Genomic DNA, 18,756 nt, shown 5'->3' with positions numbered 1-18,756 from the left:
CCGCGCGGTGGGGTGCGACGCGTGCGGCCGGGTCCGAGAATGTGGGGATGACACCCGCTGCGCGAGTGATCCTCGCTCCCGACAAGTTCAAAGGGTCGCTCGCCGCGCCGGAGGTGGCGGCGGCGCTGGCTGCGGGATTGCGGCGGAGTGTGCCGGACGCCGAGATCCGGCAGGTGCCGGTCGCCGACGGCGGTGACGGCACGGTCGAAGCGTTCGTCGCGGCGGGCTGGACGCGGGTGGAGGTGACCGCGCCGGGGCCGACCGGAGTTCCGCGTCGCACGTCGTATGCCCGGCACGGTGTGACGGCGGTCGTCGAACTGGCCGCCGTGGTCGGACTGGCGATACTGCCCGACGGGCGGCCGGACCCGTTGGGCGCGAGCACGTACGGGCTCGGCGTGGTGCTGGCGCACGCGATGGAGCACGGCGCGACCGAGATCGTGCTCGGCCTCGGTGGCAGCGCCTCCACCGACGGCGGCGCGGGCATGGCGCAGGCGCTCGGCGCGCGCATCCTCGATGCCGATGGCCGGGAATTGCCGCGCGGCGGAGCGGCTTTGGCCCAGGCCGCGCGGCTGGACCGTTCCGGCCTGCACCCCGGTGTCGCCGGGACGAAAGTCACGCTCGCCTGTGACGTCGACAATCCGCTACTCGGGCCGACCGGCGCGGCGGCGGTGTACGGGCCGCAGAAGGGCGCAGGGCCAGCCGAAGTGGACCTTCTCGACAACGCGCTCGCCGAGTGGGCGCGACTCGCCGGTCCGGAGTTCGCACGCCTGCCCGGCGCGGGCGCGGCGGGCGGCACCGGTTTCGGCGCGCTCGCGCTGCTGGGCGCGCAGGTGCGCAGCGGTATCGAGGTCGTGCTCGAATTGCTCGATTTCCCCGCCTTGCTCGCCACCGCCACCCTCGTGGTCACTGGTGAGGGCTCGCTCGATCAGCAGAGTTTGCACGGCAAGGCGCCGGTCGGCGTGTGCGCGGCCGCGCACGAGGCCGATGTCCCGGTGATCGTCGTGGCGGGCCGCACGCTGCTCGGGTCCGCCGAAATCCGGGCCGCGGGCTTCGCGGGCAGCTACGCGCTCGCGGATCTGGAACCCGACCCGGAACGCTCGATGACCGAGGCGGCGGCGCTGCTCGAACGCGTCGGGGCGCGGATCGCCGCCGAGTGGCTGGGTTAACTCGCCGACGCCAGCAGGTTCGCGGTCAGTTCGTGCTTGTGCCGCCCGCCCCACTCCTCGAGCGGACGCAGCGCCACCGCCAGTTCCTCACCGAGCGGCGTGAGCGAGTACTCCACGCGGGGCGGGACCTCGGGATAGACCTCACGGTGCACCACACCGCTGGCCTCGAGCTGACGCAGGTTCTCGGCGAGCACCTTCTCGCTGACTCCGTCGAGCAACCTGCGGATCTGGCCGAAGCGCTGGGGGCCCATGCCGAGCACCCACATCAGGTGCATCTTCCACTTGCCGCCGACGACATCGATCGCGACCGTCATGCCGCATACTTCGTGATCCGCGTCACTGCTCATGCCCACCGCGCTCCTTTGACCTCGTTTCGAACCTCGAGGTAAGCAACCGCACCTCCACGTTCGGTCTTCCCGACTCTACCTGCGGGAACGACGATGAATGCCGGCGCCGAAGCAAGCAATCATCGAGAACCGAAGGGACACATCATGTCCGAGCAGACCACCGCCCGCGCTGTCTCCGTCGTCGGCCTCGGGCCGATGGGGCAGGCGATGGTCAGGGCCTTCCTGGCCGCAGGCGTGGAGGTGACGGTGTGGAACCGCAGCCCAGAGAAGGTCGACGCAATGGTCGAACTCGGCGCAAGGCGCGCGGCGACCGTCGCCGACGCGCTCGACGCCAACGAGGTCACCGTGCTGAGCCTGACCCACTACGCGGCGATGTACGACGTGCTGGGTCCGGTGACCGGCCACCTGAAGGGCAAGGTGATCGCGAATCTGTCCTCCGATTCGCCCGGGAAGGCCCGCGCGGGCGCGGAGTGGGTTCGCTCCCACGGCGCGGAATTCATCTCGGGCGGCGTGATGTCTGCGGGGGACAACATCACCCATCCCGCGTCCTATATCTTCTACAGCGGCCCGCGAGCGGTGTTCGACGCGCACGCCGAACTGCTGCGCCCGCTGAGCCCGCAGGAGTACCTGGGCGCGGACGACGGCTTGGCGCAGATCTTCTACCAGGGGCTGCTGACCATCTTCCATCCATGGCTGCTGGCCTTCGACCAGGCCACGGCGATGATCGACCGCTCCGGTCACGACATCGCCGCGTTCGTCCCGTTCGCGATCCGCTCCGCCGCCGCCTTCCCCTACTTCATGGAGGAGTTCTCGGTCGCCAACCAGAACGGCGGGTGGGCCTCGCTGGCCAGCCTGAAGATGATGGACGCGGGCGCGCAGCACGTCATCGACGCGAGCGAAGAAGTCGGCGTCGACGCCGTCCTCTCGCACACCGCGCAAGGGTTGTGGCGTAAGGCCGTCGCCGCCAGTGAGCGGGCGGGGAAGCCCATTTCCACGTACGCGCTCCTTCGCGACCCCTCCTGACCGCCACGCACCCGCCCCGGCGGAGTCGGCGGGTCCTCGCACTCCTCGTCGCGGACCCACCGGCTCTTCCGGGGCGGGTTGCTTGCCGGGGTTGATATGCAGCCTCATGGCTGCCTATTATGTAAATAGGCAGCCGGATGGCTGCATGTTTGAAAGGTGAGCGATGGACGAGGTGTTTCGGGCGCTGGCCGACCCGAACAGGCGGCGGCTGCTGGACAGCCTGAACGCCCGCAACGGGCAGACACTGCGGGAACTGTGCGCCGGACTGGCGATGGCCCGCCAGTCGGTGAGCAAGCATCTGGCGGTGCTGGAGGCGGCCAACCTCATCACGACCCGGCGCAGTGGCCGCGAAAAACTGCACTACCTCAACGCCGAGCCCATCAACGCCATCGCCGAACGCTGGATCGATCGGTACCACCGCGAGCGCGTGAACGCCCTCGCCGACCTGAAGAGAGCACTGGAGGAACAACCGATGGGCGACAACGCATTCGTCTACACGACCTACATCAAGACCACCCCGGAAAAGCTGTGGCAGGCGCTGACCGATCCGGCCTTCACCAACCGCTACTGGGGCGCGAGCTTCGACACGGATTGGCGACCGGGATCGGAAATGACTTGGCGCCAACAGAACTGGACCAGCAAAGACCCCGAACAAGTCGTGCTGGATGCCGACCCGTACCGCCGCCTGTCCTACACCTGGCACACCTTCGACCCGGCCTTCGCCGAGACCTTCGACATGAACCCCGACGACGTCGCCGCCTGGTCCCGCGAGTCCCGCTCGAAAGTGATGTTCGAACTCGAGCCCCAGGGCGAGGTGGTGAAGCTGACGGTGGTCCACGACGGCTTCGCGCCCGACAGCCCCGTACTGCAAGCAATCACCACCGGCTGGCCCGGCATCCTCTCCAACCTCAAAACCCTCCTGGAAACCGGCGAACCCCTTCCGGCCCCCTAGGCCCTTCGAGATCAACGGCACATGGTGGAGGGGCTACTCGCGAAATGCCGCATGTGCCGTTGATCTTGGTCTCCGGACTGACGAGAGCGGTGCTCTTGACTTTGTGGCCGCCGGTGTGGAACAGTTCTCTCTATAGAGAGCAGTGCTCACAACAAGGAGTTGTCATGGACCTCAGCACCCGCTACATCGGCCCGGCCGGATTCGACGCGGTTTTCAACCGGATCGCCAACCTGCTGCCCAAGCTCGGCATCAGCGTGATGGGCTCGCGGCTGCTCGCGGTGCGCGGGCGCAAGAGCGGGGAATGGCGCACGACGATGGTCAACCTGATGGTGCGCGAGGACGGCGAGCGCTACCTGGTCGCGCCTCGCGGCCACACGCAGTGGGTGCGCAACCTGCGCGCGGCGGGCGGTGGCGAGCTGCGGCTGGGCCGCAAGGTCGAGACGTTCACCGCCACCGAGGTGGCCGACGCCGACAAGGTGCCGCTGCTGCGTCTCTACCTGCGGAAGTGGGGCTGGGAGGTCGGCAGGTTCTTCGAGGGCGTGACCAAGGACGCCACCGACGAGGAACTCGCCGCCATCGCGCCGGGCTTCCCGGTCTTCCGGTTGAACTGAGTTCAGGCCGAGCGGGCCAGGAATTCGACGGCGGCGGCGTAGCCCTGGATGCCCATTCCCGCGACCACGGCGGTCGCGATCGGCGAGATGTAGGAGTGGTGCCGGAACTCTTCGCGCGCGTGCACATTGCTGATGTGCACCTCGACGATCGGGAGCTCCGGGATCACCAGCGCGTCGCGCAGCGCCACCGAGGTGTGGGTGAGGCCGCCGGGATTGATCACGATGCCCGACTCGGCGCCGCGCGCCTGGTGGATGCGATCGATCAGCGCACCCTCGGAATTGGACTGGAAGGCGACGATCTCCCGGTCGAATCGCGCCGCGGTTCGCTTGCACAACTCCACGACGTCGTCCAGCGTCGCCGACCCGTACACCTCCGGCTGCCTGGTGCCGAGCATGTTGAGGTTCGGGCCGTTGAGGACCAGGATCGGGCCCGGCGTCGCGGTCGCAGCCATGCACGGCAAGATACCGCGCCGCAGCGCGCCACCGGGACCGGACCCGATCGGCTACAGCCCCTGCGGCCCTTCCGAGCGCAGGTCATCGACCTTGCGCATGGCTTCGCGCAGTTCCTCGAGCCACGTCTCCGCGTGCTTGCCCGCCAGTTTCACCGTCCACGCGAGGGCGTCGGCGCGGGAACGGGCGACGCCGGCGTCGACCAAGGTGTCGAGCACTTTGCGTTCTGGCTGACGCAAACGGGTCATCACGGGCACGGCCAGATGGGTGAACAGGATGCGTTCGCCGTCCACCGACACGCCCCAGGCCACATTGCGCCGGTAGCGGTGCTGTGCTTCGTTCGCGATCTGCATCCGGGCGGGCCGGGTGGACTCGCGGAACCGGGCGACCGCTCCTTCCTTCGTCGCGCGTGGCACTTCGTCCGTCGCGGCTTCGGAATCATCCGCGTCCGGCTTCTTCTCCGGTTGCGGAATCGGTAGCTCGCCGATGACGACGATCTCGTCCCGGTCGACCTCGATCACCGGCGGGCCGGTGAACCAGTCGCTCGGCAATCTTCCCGCGAACCAATCGGGCACGTCCGAGGGGTCCGGCAGGTCGGCTTGCTGCCAGCCGCCCGTGCGTCCGAAACCCCGGCCGCGGTGCGCGTTTCTCATGACGGGTCACCTACTTACTGTGGTGCGGTACTTTCAGTGATTACAAGATTACGTCGCAATACGGGCAGGGGAGTTCCGCTGTGTGCGAACAGGGGTCCGGTTGCTTCGATCCGCACCCGAGGGGGTATTTATTGATTCGAAACGTCGACTCGGGTGGTAACCGCGCGACTTTTCGGGATGGCCGGTACGGTAGCGGCGCCGGTTGCCTCCGACCGGCTGGACGATGATCATGAAAGGCCCCCCGAGATGCGAGATCCCGGGGCAGAATTGGGGTGCTGAGCATGGGTAACGTCCGCGCTACGGAGGCATCGCGGTCTGGTCTTTTTCGGGTACGGTGGTCTTGTTACTGAAGTGACAAGAGTGAAGAGTGGGCGACATGGACGTGTGGGGATCCCGCCGCTTTCGTGTTCGCGGCGCAATGGCACTCATCGGGGTGGCGGCGCTCGCGCTCGGGATCGGGTCGTGCGGGATACACGAGAAGCAGAATGAAGCCGAAGCGGTCGTCGAGCGCTTCACGGATCTGCTCGACGATCAGGACTACAGCAAGGCGGCAGACCTGACGTCGTACCCCACCGCGGCCACAGCAACTCTCAAGCAAATGTTCGAGGGGTTGCACGGCGCCAAGGTCGACTACCGCAAGACCCAGTTCATCGGTCTGGACGCGCAGTCGGCGATCTTCAGCATGGACGTCGAGTGGAACTTCGGCGAGCGCAAGACCTGGAATTACAGCCTCGAGGGCAACGTGCGCAAACTCGCCATCGGCTGGCGGATCTCCTGGGAGCCCGCGGTCGTGATGCCGCAGCTGACGCACAACCGGACGGTGCGGCTGGTGCGCACCTATCCGACGCCTGCGCCGCGGGTCAACGACATCGCCGGTGAGCCGCTGATGACCGAGCAGACCATCAACGTCGTCAAGCTCGATCCCACGAAGATGCCCGACCCGGTCGCGTCGACCGACGCGCTGGCCAAGGCCATCGAGCCGGTCGCGCCGCTGATCACCGGGCCGTCGCTGATGCAGCAGCTGGCCACCTCGCAGGGCAAGCCGATCGTCGCGGTGAACCTGCGCGAGGGCGACTTCGAGATCCTGGAGCCGCGGATGGCGCCGATTCCCGGCGTGGTGATGGAGAAGCAGCCACGGCTCATCTCCGCCGACCGCCGGGTCTGGTCGCCGCTGCTGGACGCGCTGCGCAAGGTGCAGCAGGAGAGCCAGGAAGCGCATTCCGGGTGGGGGGTGCAGCTGTTCGAACAGGACGGACGGTTCATCACCCAGCTCGCCGGTCAGCAGGGGCCGCCGGGGCCGGACATCGCGGGCACGATGGACCAGCGCTTGCAGCGCGCCGCCGAGGACGCGGTGGTCAGCGTGCCCACGCAGGCCTCGATCGTGGCGATCCAGCCGTCCACCGGCGCGGTGGTCGCCGTCGCGCAGAACAGCCAGGCCAGCGAGCACGGCTCGGTGGCGTTCACCGGGCTGTATCCGGTGGGCGGCAACATGGAGCTGTTCCGCGCGGTCGCGGCGTCGGCGAAGAACAAGGCTCCACAGGACGTCTCGGTGCAGGACGCGGCAGAGGCGGCGACCGCGCTCGGGGTCGGCATCGACTTCAAGGTGCCCGGTCTCGACGAGGTGACCGGCCGCCTTACCGTCGCGGGCCGCAGCGCCGAGCAGGTGGTCCAAGGCGGTGGTTCGGATGCCGTGCTGGCCAGCCCGTTCGGCATGGCCATCGCCGCCGCCGCGATCGCGCGCGGGGAAGTGCCGCCGCCGATGATCGAGGCCGGACGTCCGAGCGCCACCGACGCCAAGCTCGACCCGCTGCCGCCGCAGACCGCCGACCGGCTGCGCGGCATGCTGCGCGACGCCACGAACGCCCCGGAGCTGGCCAGCGTGCGCCGCTACCGCGACGTCGCCGCGTTCGCCGCGACCGCGGGTCCGGACGGGTGGCTGATCGGGTCGATGGGCGATCTGGTCTTCGCGATCCACATCAACGACGTGGACAGCAAGGACGCGACCGCGCGGATGGCGGCCAGGATGCTGCAGGCGCTGGCGACCCCGGAGCCGTGATCACCGGACGGCTTTGTACACCGCTCGCCAGCCGAGCAGGAACACCGCGAGCACGACACCGGCGACCAGCACGAAGCTGACCGCCGTGCCCTGGCCGCTGACCACGCGCAGCAGCATGCCCCCGACCAGGGTGCAGGCCCAGATCACGACGCCGGAGGGCCACAGCGCGGTGATGTCGAAACGCGCGTCCCCCGCGGCGGCGCGCCCCCTGAGCGCCACGACGAGCCAGCCGACGACCAACCCCGTCGCGAACGGCCACACGGTGCGCAGCAGTCCGGCGAGCACCGCTTCGTCGTGGCTGCGCCTGCCGATCGCGCAGAAGACGACGACGAGCAGCGCATCGAGCACGAAGGGCACCAGTTTCCTCACGCGGGCCAGCGTAACGGGAGGCCGGACGCGGCGGCCGTCACAGCCGCCGCTGCTCGAACTCCTTCTCGAACTCCGCGTCGTCGGCCTGCGGTGTGCGGAACAAGAACAGGAACACGATCCACCCGACGATGGCGACCAGAATGAAACTCACCATCCGATAGACGAACGCCGCGGCGACCGCCTGCGCGGCGGGCAGGCCCGCGGCGGCGGTGAGACCGTAGATCAGCGTCGCGTCGACGTAGACGATGCCGCCCGGCGCGAAGGGGATGGACCCGACCGCCTTGCCCGCGGCGAACGCGAGCAACAATCCGGCGATGCGCGGATCGGCGCCGACCGCGTAACAGGCCGCGCCCAGACAGGCCACGTCGGCGAAGCGGTGCACCAGCGCCCACAGCGTGACCAGGACGCCGTCGCGCTTGCCGAGGTCGACCGACTCCAATTGGCCGAGCACGTCCTCGATCTTGGCGGCGCCGTGCTCCGGCGGGCGTTTGCGCAGCCGGTTGACCAGCGCCAGCAGTTTGCGCAGCAGCGCCTCCAGCGAGCCGGGATGGCGCGAGACGTGATTGCCCGCCCACACCAGCGCCACCACGGCGGCCAGCGAAAGGATGAGCTTCAGCGGGCCGACGCGCCCGCCTGCCAGCAGCGTGCCGCCGACGCCGAGCAGTGCCAGCCCCACCGCGGCCACCACGCCGGAGAACACCAGCTGCCAGGAGGCGACGATCGGACTGGCTCCCCAGCGCCTGGTCTGCCGATAGGTGAACGCGGTGGAGAACACCTGACCCGCGGGCAAGGTCACCGACATCGCGGTCGCACCGTAGACCACCGCGACGGACTTGCGCTGACTCACCGCGACGCCGCCCGCGTTGAGCAGCTGCTTCTGCACCCTGCCGAATCCGCTCATCGACAGCGCCTGCAACCAGATCGCGGCCGCCAGCCAGCCCCAGTGGATCTCGGTGAGTTTGCGCCAGGACTCGTGCAGCCGCGGCCACAGATACACGCCCTCGGCGATCAGCAAGGCCAGCAGGGCGGCGCCGAGCACCCATTTCACCCAGCGGAGCCTGCCGCGACGGGAACCCGCCGTCGGCGGCGGCGCAGGATCCCCTGCCTGTTCCCCGTGGGCGGTCACGCGGTCAGCCTAACGAACGCGCCGTCTCGATCTCGGCATCGTCGGGCGCGTCGGCCCGTTCTCGTGGCCAGGCCAAAAGCGTTTTCCTGCGTCTGCCGCGCAGCTGCACTTCGTCGCCGGTCTCCCACTGGTCCTGCTCGCTCTCCTCGGCGAAATACAGCGCGCTGCCCGAGGCCAGCGTCCGGCCGGGACGTTCTTTGGCCAGCTCGGTGAGCCGGGACGCCTCGTTGACCGGATCTCCGATCACCGTGTACTCGAAGCGGTTGGCCGCGCCGATGTTCCCCGCGACGGCCAAGCCCGCCGAGACGCCGATGCCGATGTCGAGGCCGGGCACTTCGCGCAGGGTCTCGCGCAGTTCGCGGGCGGCGGCGAGCGCGGCGGTCGGCGCGTCCGGACGGTCCAGCGGCGCGCCGAAGATGGCCAGCGCCGCGTCGCCGACGAATTTGTTGACGAAGCCGTGGTGGCGGTCGATCACGTCGACTACGATGCGGAAGAACTCGTTGAGCAGGCTCACCACCTCGGTGGGCGGGCGCTCGGCCGCGGTGGCGGTGGACCCGACCATGTCGACGAACAGCACCGCGACGAAGCGGGTCTCGCCGCCGAGTTCGGTGCCGTAGTCCAGCGCCCGCTGCGCCACCTCTTCGCCGACGTGCTGACCGAACAGCTCCTGCAGCTGACGGCGCTTGGCCGCCTCCTCCATCATCCGGTTGAAGCCGACCTGCAGCAGGCCGATCTCGCTGCCGTCGAACACCTCGACCTGCACGTCCCGCGCCCCGGCCTGCACCCGGTCGATGGCCTGGCTGAGCTGGCGCACCGGATCGGAGATGCTCGAACCGGTGAGCATGGACAGCGCCAGCGCCTGCATGATCACCACGCCGCACAGCAGCAGGATGGAGATGGCCAGCGATTGCGCGGAGAACTTCACGTCCGAGGAGATCTGCGTGACGCACAGCAGCACGATGGCGATGGTCGGGGCGAAGGTGCCCATGCCCCAGGTCATCGCCATCCTGGTGCCGACGCCAGGGGTGAGGGTGTGGTCGAAGGTGCCCTCGGTCAGCGCCTGGGCCGCCACCGGGCGCAGAATGCGCTCACCCAGCATGTAGGTGAAGCCGAACACGATGGTCGCGGCCATGCATTCGGTGACGATGACCGCGCCTGCCAGCGCGGGAGTGTCCCTGATGATCAGCGCGGCCAGCACGGCTCCGCCGATCAGCCACAGGGCCAGGTGCAGGATCGCCTGGCGCAGCGGCGCGTGCAGCGCGGCCATCTGCTCCTGGCGGCTCGGCGGCCCGCCGCGCATCTGCCAGCGCATCACCGGGCGCAGCATGAGCGCGGACGCGGCCATGCTGAGCAGGCCGCCCGCCACGAAGACGACGGCCGGGATGAGCAGGCCGGTGCTCCTGGCACCGGATGGCTCGCCCTCGGGGACGGGTAGTCCGTACTGGATGAAGGCCCACACCAGAACCGCGCCGAAAGCGTTCGCCAGCAGCATCGATGTCAGGTACAGCGGCCAGCGCGTTCGCATGGTCTGTTTGACCGCTTCCAGAGGCGCCGACACGGAGTCCAATCTAGCGTTCCGGTCCGCTCGGCCTGTTCGCGGCGCTGGCCGCAGGTGAAGACGGACTACGTCCGACAGCACAGATCAGGCGTACCTCCGCCTTCGCTCCGGCCGTGCGCGGGCTGAGGACGGACTACGTCCGACAGTACACATTAGGCGTACCTCCGCCTTCGCTCCGGCCGTGCGCGGGCTGAGGACGGACTACGTCCGACAGTACACATTAGGCTCACGGAGGTGAGCGAGGCGAAGCCAAGTCCAGAGCGGAAAATCACGCTGTCGCGGCCCGCCGCCGAGACGGTGCATCCGATCGTCCGGGTGTCGGCGGAGTGGGGCTGGCGACTGCTGGTGTTGTTCGCGCTGGGGCTCGCGGTCACCGCGATCGTGCAGAAATTGGCCACCGTGGTCATTCCGCTCGCCATCGCGCTTTTGGCGGCGGCGCTGCTGGCGCCGCTGGTGGATTGGATGCAGCGCTTGGGCGTTCCACGCGCGGTCGGCGTGTTCGTGGCGCTGGTCGGGTCGATCGGCGTGGTCGCGGGCATCATGACCTTCGTCGTGGAACAGTTCGTCGCCGGTGTGCCGCAGCTGTCGAACAAGTTCACCGACAGCATCCATCAGATCCAGGACTGGCTGATCAACGGCAGGCTGCATCTGAGCAACGAGCAGATCCGCAACGCGGGCGACGCCATCGTCAAGGCGATCCAGTCCAATCAGGACAGCCTGACCAGCGGCGCGCTCACCACGGCGACCGTGATCGGCGAATTGCTGACCGGGACGTTCCTGACGCTGTTCATCCTCATCTTCTTCCTCTACGGCGGCGATCAGATCTGGGAGTTCGTCACCAGGATCGTGCCGACCGACCACCGCGAGCGGGTCCGCACCGCAGGGCGGCTCGGGTTCGGCACGCTGGTCGGATTCGTCCGCGCGACCGTCGTGGTCGCCGCGGTGGACGCCATCGGCATCGGCGCCGGGCTGGCCATTCTCGGCGTGCCCTTGGCGCTGCCGCTGGCCTCGCTGGTGTTCATCGGCGCGTTCATCCCGATCATCGGCGCGTTCCTGGCCGGGTTCATCGCGGTGTTCATCGCGTTGGTGACCAAGGGCCTGGTCACCGCGTTGATCGTGCTCGGCATCATCATCGCGGTGATGCAGCTCGAAGGCCATGTGCTGCAACCGCTGCTGCTGGGCCGGGCGGTCAGCATCCATCCGCTGGCGGTGGTGCTGGCGATCACGGCGGGCGTGGTGATCGGCGGGATAGCCGGCGGTCTGCTCGCGGTGCCGTTCGTGGCGGTGATGAATACGGCGATCCGGTCGTTGCTGGAAGGTCCCGAGGAGCTGTACGGCGAACTGAACACCGGCGATGACCATCGCGGGCTGTATTCGGCCGATCCGGATCGGCCCGAGGCCGGTCGGTTCGACGTGGCCGCGACGCTGCTCGAGGCGACGAAGAAGCGGGCGACGGATTCGGCACAGCGGAAGGCGGACTCCGATGACGGCGCGCAAGCCGGCGAAGGCACGGAGCAGGACTGAGCTGCCATCGGCCGATGTGGCGACCACGCCGCTGTGGCGCGCCGCGCAGGCGTTGCGGCTGGTCACACTGTTGTACGCGGTCGGCCAGCAGATCGCCTCGGCGCCGTACTACACCAACCAGCGGCTGAGCTGGGTGCTCATCGCGTTGATGGCGGTGTGGTCGGGCGCTTCGGCGATCATGCTGTCGCAGTGGCACTTTCCCGAGGTGGCCCGGCTGCGCACCTGGGTGGTGATCGGCGACCACGTGGTGGTGATCGGGCTGATGGCCGCCACCCGCCTGGTCGCCGATTACGGCTGGTACCACGGACATCAGACGCTGCCGACCACGCTGTGGGCCACCAACGCCGTGATCGGCGCTGCGATCCTGCGCGGACCGTTCGCCGGCGTGCTGTCCGGCGCCTTGATCGCCGCGGTGTCGCTGACGGTGCGGGATCAGTGGGGCGAGGACGTGTGGACGGACGCGACGGTGCCGGTGCTCGTCTCCGTGGGGCTCGCGCTCGGCTTGGCCGCCAACACCGCGCGCCGCGCCCAGGACCAGCTGGAGCAGGCGGTGCGCCTGACCGCGGCGGCCGAGGAGCGCGAGCGGCTGTCGCGCGAGGTGCACGACGGGGTGTTGCAGGTGCTCAGCTACATCAAGCGCCGCGGCAGCGAAATCGGCGGACCGACGGAGGAATTGGCTCTGCGCGCCGGTGAGCAGGAGGTGGCCCTGCGGGTGCTGATCACCGAGCAGGCCGATCACCGCGACGCGGGTGGGGCCGAGGTCGACCTGCGGCCGCTGCTGACCGCGCAATCCACGCCTACGGTGTCGGTGTCGACGCCCGGCGATCCGGTGCCGGTCGGCCGCTGGATGGCGAACGAGATCGCCTCGGCCGTGGCCACGGCGTTGTCCAATGTGGAACTGCACGCCGGGCCGGATGCGCGAGCATATGTGCTACTGGAGGACACCGGCGACGAATTGGTGATCAGTGTGCGCGACGACGGCGTCGGCATCCCGCCCGGACGGCTGGCCGAGGCGGAAGCCGAAGGGCGCATGGGCGTTTCCCGGTCCATCGTGGGGCGGATCGCGGCCCTCGGCGGCAGCGCGGACCTGCTCACCGAGATCGACGGCGGGGTCGGGTTCGGCACCGAATGGGAATTCCGGGTGCCCAGATGACAGACGGGAGGCGCGGATGACCGGCCAGGCGGACGGGTCCATTGCGGTGATGGTGGTGGACGACCACCCGATGTGGCGGGACGGCGTCTCCCGCGACCTCACCGAAGCCGGATTCCGGGTGACGGCCACGGCCGACGGCGTCGCCGCGGCGAGCAGGCGCGCCGGGGCGGTGCGGCCGGACGTGGTGTTGATGGACATGCAACTGCCCGACGGCAACGGGGCACAGGCGACGGCCGAGGTGCTGCGGGTGTCGCCGCACAGCCGGGTGCTGGTGCTCTCGGCCTCGGCCGAGCGCGACGACGTGCTGGACGCGATCAAGGCGGGCGCATCCGGTTATCTGGTCAAGAGCGCGTCGGCGGCCGAACTGATCGACGCGGTGCGCGCCACCGCGGCCGGTCAAGCGGTGTTCACGCCGGGGCTGGCCGGACTCGTGCTCGGCGAGTACCGGCGGATGGCGACCACGCCCGCGCGCCCCGACGAGCCGCACCGGCCCGCGCTCACCGAGCGCGAGACCGAGGTGCTGCGGATGGTGGCGAAAGGACTGTCCGCCAAGCAGATCGGGACGAGGTTGGGGCTCAGTCACCGCACGGTGGAGAACCACGTCCAGGCGACGCTGCGCAAATTGCAGTTGGCGAACCGGGTCGAGTTGACCCGCTACGCCATCGAACAGGGGCTCGAGTGATCCGCCGGGCGCTTCGGAATCAGGGATCGCCCTGATGCGCCCGTGGCGGCCTGCTCGGTAACCTCGATCGCATGGGTGGGCCCGAATCGGTATCGAATGCGGTCGGCTCCGGCGGCGCGGTGGGCGACCGGGAACTGCGCGTGTCGGACGCCGAGCGGGAACACGTCGGTCAACTGCTGCAACGCGCGGTCGGCCTCGGCATGCTCTCGCTCGGTGAGTTCACCGAGCGGATGGACACCGCGCTGGCCGCCAAGACCCGCGGCGAGTTGAACGCCGTTCTCATCGACCTGCCCGGCGTCCGCCTGGTCGGGCAGCCTGCCGCGCCGCCGTCCACCTTCGTGAACTCCTCGCCCGCTTTCACCAGGCAGGCGCCGGCCGCGAACGGCGCGGGCAACGTGATCCGCTCGCGGTTGTCCGGGGTGAGCCGTCGCGGCCCGTGGCAGGTGCCGCCCACGCTGTTTCTGAACAACTGGCTGTCCGGCGTGACCTTGGACTTCACCGAGGCGATCATGTCCACCCAGGTGGTCGAGGTGCGCGTCGACGATTTCGCCGGTTCGATCACCCTGATCGTGCCCGCGGAGGCCACCGTCGACCTGAACGGGCTGGAGCTGATCGGTTCCAGCGTGACCAACAAGGTCCGCACCGGGCCGCCGATCGGCCCGCTGCACCTGGTGGTGCACGGCAAGATCCGATTCGGCTCGGTCACCGCGAAGCATCCGCTCATGGCGCAGTGGCGCCGGCTGATGGGTCGCTGAACGGCGCGTCAGCCCGCCGCGGGGATCAGGTCGAGCGCCGGGTAGTCGGTGTAGCCCTCCGCGCCGCCCACATACATCAGATGCGCGTCGCGCACCGGGTTCAGCGGCGCGCCGATGCGCATCCGTTCGACCAGATCGGGGTTGGCCAGGAAGGAACGGCCCAGCGAGACCGCGTCCGCTCCGCCGGCGAGCAGGCGCAGCGCGGCTTCCCTACCGCCGTCCTCGGGCAGGGGGACGCCCCAGCCCAGATTCGGGTTGGCGACGAGCGCGCCCGGCCACAGCGCCCGGATGCGCCGGAACAGCGGCTGATCGGGGTCGGCGAAGACGTAGTGCAGGTAGGCGAGATCCTTGCCGGCCAGCGCCGAGACGAGTGCCGGATAGATGTCCTCGGTGTCGCCCTCATCGATGCCGTTCACGGAAACTCCGGGGGAGATCCGCACACCGACGCGCTGCGCGCCGATCGCGTCGGCCACCGCCTCGACCACCCGCACGGTGAAACGGATGCGGTTGATCACCGTACCGCCGTAGGAGTCGGTGCGCTGGTTGGTGTTCTGCGCCAGGAATTGATGCAGCAGATATCCGTTCGCGCTGTGCACCTCGACCCCGGCGAATCCGGCCGCGATGGCGTTTTCGGCAGCGGCCGCGAAATCGGCGATGGTCGCCTCGATATCGGCGGCGGACATCTCCAGCGGAACGACGGCATTCTGCGCCCCACTGGGCGTGTGGATGGGCTCGGGCAGTGGAACAGGCGACGGCGCGACCGGGATCGACCCGCTGTTGTCCGGATGACCGACCCGGCCACCGTGCTGGAGTTGCAGGAACATTCGCCCGCCCGCCGCCGCGACAGCGCCGGTGACCTCCCGCCAGCCCGTCACGTGCGCGTCGGTGTAGATGCCGGGGATGTTCGCGTAGGTCTGCCCCACCCGGTTCGGCGTGGTCGCCTCGGCGATGATCAGGCCCGCGCTCGCGCGCTGTGCGTAGTAGGTCGCCATGAGCGGAGACGGCGTGCCGTCGGCCGCGGCGCGGTTACGTGTCATCGGTGCCATCACGAGTCGGTGCGGCAGCGCGAGGGGGCCGAGAGTCACGGGCTGGAAAAGGGCGGAAGCCGCTGCGTTCGTCATGACATTACGGTAAAACTTGACATCAATGTGAGATTCAAGCCCGAGGGTGAAAGGCCAGGTGACGGATGCGGATCGGGGAACTCGCCGAGCGCACCGGCGTGAGTGAACGGTCGCTGCGCTACTACGAGGAGCAGGGCATGCTGGCCTCCGATCGCACTCCCGGCGGTCATCGCGACTATCCGGAGCGGGCGGTGGACCGCGTCATCCATATTCAAGAGTTGCTCGCGGCGGGACTCACCAGCAAGAAGATCGCGCGCATCCTGCCGTGCATGCGCGACGCGGACGGCGGTCCCAACGAGTACGCCACGCCCGCGCTGGTCGCCGAGCTGCACACCGAGCGCGAACGGATCACCCGCACCATCAACGATCTCCTGCGCTCGCGCGAGGTGCTGGACGAGGTGATCGAACGGGCCGGGGAACGCCCGGCGTCCTAGGTGTTCACCCCGATCCTGCGTGCGAACGCGCGCAGCGGCACCTTGCGGTCGTGGTCGAGCAGTTCGGACACGATATGGCGGGGCAGGGTCTGGTATTTCAGCCAGTCCGCGCCGCCCACCCGCTCCGCCGTGAGCAAGGCGTCCAGCGCGTGCTGGTGCCTGCCGGTGCGGGTCAGCGCGACCGCCGTGTCGGCGAGGTGCCTGGCCCGGGACGTCTGCGGCAGACTGCCGTTGGCCGGCATCTCCTTGGCGGCGGCCAGCGCCTCCGGGTAGCGCTCGGAAGAGACGTTGACATCCACCGTCTGCATGACGACCTGCGAAGGGCCGAAATACGTTTCGTAGTCCTGCCGGTCCGTGCCGATTCGCAGGGCGACCTCGCTGGCCGCCTGTACCAGGGACAACGCGTCGTGCACGTCCTGGGCTCGGCCCGCGGCGGTCGCGCCCTGCAACACCAGCGAGCCGTAGGCGGACAGATGAGTCGGCGTGACGTCGCCGGAGGGCTCGAGGGTCGCGGCCGCGTTCAGCGCCACGCCGCGGGACTCGTCGTAGCGGCCCTGCACCAGCAACTGCCAGGCCACCGAACCGCGGATGGTGGCCAGCAGCAGGGGATCGTCGCCCAGCTCGGCGGCGTTGAGCGCCTGCCGGATGGCGAGGAAGGCGGGATCGGTTTGGCCGAGATGCACCAGCGTGCATCCGGTTACCCAGTACATCCTGGCCAGCAACTCGTTGGCGGGGGCGACCGAACCGTTGCGCGCGGCATGCACGGTGGCGCGCAGCTGGGTCAATCCGGGCGGAAGGATCGAGGTCAGCAATTCGTAGCGGCCCGACCAGTAAGCGCCCCAGGCGTATTCGACCGCGCGCCGGCCGTCGTCGAGACTGACCGCCTCTTCTTCCCTAGTCTCGCCGAGCAGGTCGTCGACCGGCGTCAGCGCGCGGCGGATGGCCACGATGCCCGCGTCCGGATTGGTGGACGGCACGCCCTGGCGTTTGCCGATCAGATCGGCGATGTCCACGTCCAAGGCGCGCGCGATCTTCTGCAAGCTGGCGATGGACGCGGTTTGGCGGCCCCCCTGCTCGAGTTTGCGCACCAGATCAACGCTGACCCCCGCCTGGTCGGCGAGCTGGCGCTGCGTGAGCGCCTTGCCGCGGAACTGGCGGATCCGAACTCCGATCGACGATTCGTCCATACCCAAGTCCTTTTGTTAAATCTGGGTTTCAGAGTACGACGCTATGTTATCTGCGACTACCGAAGTGGGACATTGCGTACGACTCGTTCGCTGCGGGTTGGAATACCGTTGCCTTTCTGCAACTTTGACTGCAAAGGGCGGCGGCGATGAAAACCATGCCGATGAACACCGTCCAGGCCGCGCGCGCCGATCGCGTGTGGCGGCCTGACGCTCGGACCCAACGACCGGCGCGCCACCGCGCGATGCGATCGGCACGTCTCGTCAGCGCTCCGCTGGCAAATATGCGCGACGAGCGCGGGTTGCTACACCGAAAGTCCGTCATTTCGACCGAATTCGGCTACTGCGATGCGGAGTGAAGCGATGTTCGAGGGCTGTCACGACCCCCATGAAGTCGCGCAGCTGCTGCGGCATACCTACGGGCTTCCGGTTCAGCTGCTCGCCGGACGCCCGACCATCACCACCGGCTCCATCCTGGGCGCGATCGTCATGCCGCCGGAGCTGGGGCGCAAGGTGCTCGTCCAGCTGGACCGCAACCACACCGCGCCCGTCATCGCCGATCCGGGTGAGCGCACGTGGACCTTTCTCGTCACGCCGCCCAGCCCCGCTCGGCCGGTCGAGGTCGCGGTCCGGCGCTGCCTCGCCGGACACGGGGTCACCGTGGTTCCCGGCGGTCGCATCGTCCTGCTGCCCAGCTCCGATTCGTCGCTCGGCTGGCATTGGGCGGGCGAACCCGCGCCGGGCGTGCTGCGCATGCCGCCGCGCGCCGCGGTGATCGATGCCGTGCACGAGGTCATCGGATTGCGCGCCTACTGACCACCTGGCGCGACCGGTCCGCATCCGACTGCCCGGGTGCGGGCCGGTCGGGCGGGTAGAACCCGCCCGTCTACCAGGGGTAACTACTCATGCCCGCGCGCGCCGCGATGACCAGCATGAAGTCATGACCACCTCCATCGACCCGGCGCTGCTCGCGCGGCTCTCCGGCGAGTTCACCACGCTGGGGACGCAGCTGGGCGCGCTCGGGCGCGATCTGCGGCTGTTACGCGAGCAAGTCGTCGCGGACAGCTCGGTGCGCCCGTCCGCATCTGGCGCGCCGGGTGCGGACGGGCCCGGAGAAGCGCATTCGACGTCGGACAGGCCGGGTGTGCCGGGCGCCGAAGCGGTACGTGCGGCGGGGTCCGCGGCGACGGCTGCGGGCGAGCCTGGATCGCTGCGGGGGTTGGCGTCCGACACGCTGGGTGCCGACGTTCCCGGGGATGTACGTGGATCGGTATCCGACCCGTCGGGTGCTGGTGTGTCCCCGGCGGCACGCGGGTCGGTGGCCGACGCGACGGGTGCGTCCGCGAGTGAGGCGCCGCACGGGTCGGCGGGCGGTTCTATCTCGCAATCGTCGGTACTCCCTGGGACTGGCAGTCATGCGCTCGGGTCTACTCCCGAATCCGTACGCTCTGGCGCAGGGCCGGTGTCGAGTGGGAGCGGTGCACCCGCTGGTGGCGGGTCCGCGGGGACAGTGCCGAGTGGGACCAATGTGCCCGCGAGTGGGTTCGGGGAGTCGGGACGCGTGCCGTCCGGGGCGATACCGCCGGTGCCGC

The 18,756-nt window shown here is 69.1% G+C and carries 18 protein-coding genes and 1 pseudogene; 11 read left to right on the top strand and 8 right to left on the bottom strand.

Features of this window, described 5'->3' with window-relative positions; genetic code table 11:
* Positions 1-47 precede the first annotated feature (47 nt).
* Entirely contained in the window at positions 48-1,166 is a 1,119-nt protein-coding gene (locus U3653_RS01320) for a glycerate kinase (RefSeq protein ID WP_195080960.1), read from the top strand.
* On the opposite strand, the pseudogene U3653_RS01315 reads toward U3653_RS01320, so the two are convergent.
* A pseudogene (locus U3653_RS01315) lies at positions 1,166-1,480 on the bottom strand (winged helix-turn-helix transcriptional regulator); the annotation flags it as partial. The gene U3653_RS01320 and the pseudogene U3653_RS01315 overlap by 1 nt on opposite strands.
* 126 nt (positions 1,481-1,606) lie before the next feature.
* On the opposite strand from U3653_RS01315, the gene U3653_RS01310 reads away from it, so the two are divergent.
* The 3 genes from U3653_RS01310 to U3653_RS01300 all read left to right on the top strand — a co-directional run bounded on the left by U3653_RS01310 (position 1,607) and on the right by U3653_RS01300 (position 4,099).
* Positions 1,607-2,536: an NAD(P)-dependent oxidoreductase gene (locus U3653_RS01310; protein ID WP_323124617.1), complete on the top strand. Its 930-nt coding sequence runs from the start codon at positions 1,607-1,609 to the stop codon at positions 2,534-2,536.
* 163 nt (positions 2,537-2,699) lie between these two features.
* The gene (locus U3653_RS01305; protein ID WP_195080957.1) at positions 2,700-3,488 is read left to right on the top strand and encodes an ArsR/SmtB family transcription factor; all 789 of its coding nucleotides are present in this window, start codon (positions 2,700-2,702) and stop codon (positions 3,486-3,488) included.
* 164 nt (positions 3,489-3,652) lie between these two features.
* A complete protein-coding gene (locus U3653_RS01300; protein ID WP_195080956.1) occupies positions 3,653-4,099 on the top strand; it encodes a nitroreductase family deazaflavin-dependent oxidoreductase in 447 nt (148 codons plus the stop codon).
* A gap of 2 nt (positions 4,100-4,101) precedes the next feature.
* Here the strand turns inward: U3653_RS01300 and aroQ are convergent, their stop codons facing one another.
* Together aroQ and abmR are read right to left on the bottom strand one after the other, a co-directional pair.
* Positions 4,102-4,551: a type II 3-dehydroquinate dehydratase gene (gene aroQ / locus U3653_RS01295; protein ID WP_195080955.1), complete on the bottom strand. Its 450-nt coding sequence runs from the start codon at positions 4,549-4,551 to the stop codon at positions 4,102-4,104.
* A 51-nt stretch (positions 4,552-4,602) separates the two neighbouring features.
* Positions 4,603-5,202, bottom strand: a complete 600-nt coding sequence (gene abmR / locus U3653_RS01290; RefSeq protein WP_195080954.1) for an ATP-binding transcription factor AbmR — start codon at positions 5,200-5,202, stop codon at positions 4,603-4,605.
* 418 nt (positions 5,203-5,620) lie between these two features.
* Here abmR and U3653_RS01285 point away from each other — a divergent pair, with 418 nt between their 5' ends.
* Positions 5,621-7,258, top strand: a complete 1,638-nt coding sequence (locus U3653_RS01285; protein ID WP_195080953.1) for an NTF2-like N-terminal transpeptidase domain-containing protein — start codon at positions 5,621-5,623, stop codon at positions 7,256-7,258.
* On the opposite strand, the gene U3653_RS01280 is transcribed toward U3653_RS01285, so the two are convergent.
* Genes U3653_RS01280 through U3653_RS01270 form a run of 3 tightly spaced genes read right to left on the bottom strand, consistent with a single transcriptional unit; the run spans position 7,259 to position 10,278 of the window.
* Entirely contained in the window at positions 7,259-7,627 is a 369-nt protein-coding gene (locus U3653_RS01280) for a DUF3054 domain-containing protein (protein WP_195080952.1), read from the bottom strand.
* A gap of 37 nt (positions 7,628-7,664) precedes the next feature.
* A complete protein-coding gene (locus U3653_RS01275; RefSeq protein ID WP_195080951.1) occupies positions 7,665-8,753 on the bottom strand; it encodes a lysylphosphatidylglycerol synthase transmembrane domain-containing protein in 1,089 nt (362 codons plus the stop codon).
* Between the two features lie 4 nt (positions 8,754-8,757).
* Positions 8,758-10,278, bottom strand: coding sequence for an adenylate/guanylate cyclase domain-containing protein (locus U3653_RS01270; RefSeq protein WP_195081049.1), 1,521 nt, complete (start codon positions 10,276-10,278; stop codon positions 8,758-8,760).
* 267 nt (positions 10,279-10,545) lie between these two features.
* Here U3653_RS01270 and U3653_RS01265 point away from each other — a divergent pair, with 267 nt between their 5' ends.
* The 4 genes from U3653_RS01265 to U3653_RS01250 all read left to right on the top strand — a co-directional run bounded on the left by U3653_RS01265 (position 10,546) and on the right by U3653_RS01250 (position 14,425).
* The gene (locus U3653_RS01265) at positions 10,546-11,835 is read left to right on the top strand and encodes an AI-2E family transporter (protein ID WP_195080950.1); all 1,290 of its coding nucleotides are present in this window, start codon (positions 10,546-10,548) and stop codon (positions 11,833-11,835) included.
* Entirely contained in the window at positions 11,795-12,988 is a 1,194-nt protein-coding gene (macS, locus tag U3653_RS01260; RefSeq protein ID WP_195080949.1) for a MacS family sensor histidine kinase, read from the top strand. The genes U3653_RS01265 and macS overlap by 41 nt, the downstream gene beginning before the upstream one ends.
* A gap of 16 nt (positions 12,989-13,004) precedes the next feature.
* Positions 13,005-13,670 (top strand): response regulator, encoded by a 666-nt coding sequence (locus tag U3653_RS01255; protein ID WP_195080948.1) that lies wholly within the window; start codon positions 13,005-13,007, stop codon positions 13,668-13,670.
* Between the two features lie 119 nt (positions 13,671-13,789).
* On the top strand, positions 13,790-14,425 hold the full coding sequence (locus tag U3653_RS01250) for a DUF1707 SHOCT-like domain-containing protein (protein ID WP_195081048.1): 636 nt from the start codon (positions 13,790-13,792) through the stop codon (positions 14,423-14,425).
* A gap of 8 nt (positions 14,426-14,433) precedes the next feature.
* Here U3653_RS01250 and U3653_RS01245 read toward each other — a convergent pair whose 3' ends face one another.
* Positions 14,434-15,546 (bottom strand): alkene reductase, encoded by a 1,113-nt coding sequence (locus U3653_RS01245; protein WP_195080947.1) that lies wholly within the window; start codon positions 15,544-15,546, stop codon positions 14,434-14,436.
* Between the two features lie 65 nt (positions 15,547-15,611).
* Here U3653_RS01245 and U3653_RS01240 point away from each other — a divergent pair, with 65 nt between their 5' ends.
* Positions 15,612-15,980, top strand: coding sequence for a MerR family transcriptional regulator (locus U3653_RS01240; protein ID WP_195080946.1), 369 nt, complete (start codon positions 15,612-15,614; stop codon positions 15,978-15,980).
* Here U3653_RS01240 and U3653_RS01235 read toward each other — a convergent pair.
* Positions 15,977-17,167, bottom strand: coding sequence for a helix-turn-helix domain-containing protein (locus U3653_RS01235; RefSeq protein WP_195080945.1), 1,191 nt, complete (start codon positions 17,165-17,167; stop codon positions 15,977-15,979). The two genes, U3653_RS01240 and U3653_RS01235, sit on opposite strands and share 4 nt — an antisense overlap.
* Positions 17,168-17,512: 345 nt before the next feature.
* Between U3653_RS01235 and U3653_RS01230 the strand changes: the two genes are divergently transcribed.
* The gene (locus U3653_RS01230) at positions 17,513-17,980 is read left to right on the top strand and encodes a hypothetical protein (protein ID WP_323124616.1); all 468 of its coding nucleotides are present in this window, start codon (positions 17,513-17,515) and stop codon (positions 17,978-17,980) included.
* Positions 17,981-18,756 lie beyond the last annotated feature (776 nt).

The organism is Nocardia implantans, from assembly GCF_035544775.1.
Taxonomy (GTDB): Bacteria; Actinomycetota; Actinomycetes; order Mycobacteriales; family Mycobacteriaceae; genus Nocardia; species Nocardia implantans.
The sequence above is the reverse complement of the archived record's forward strand: the minus strand, read 5'-3'. Positions and strand labels throughout refer to the sequence as shown.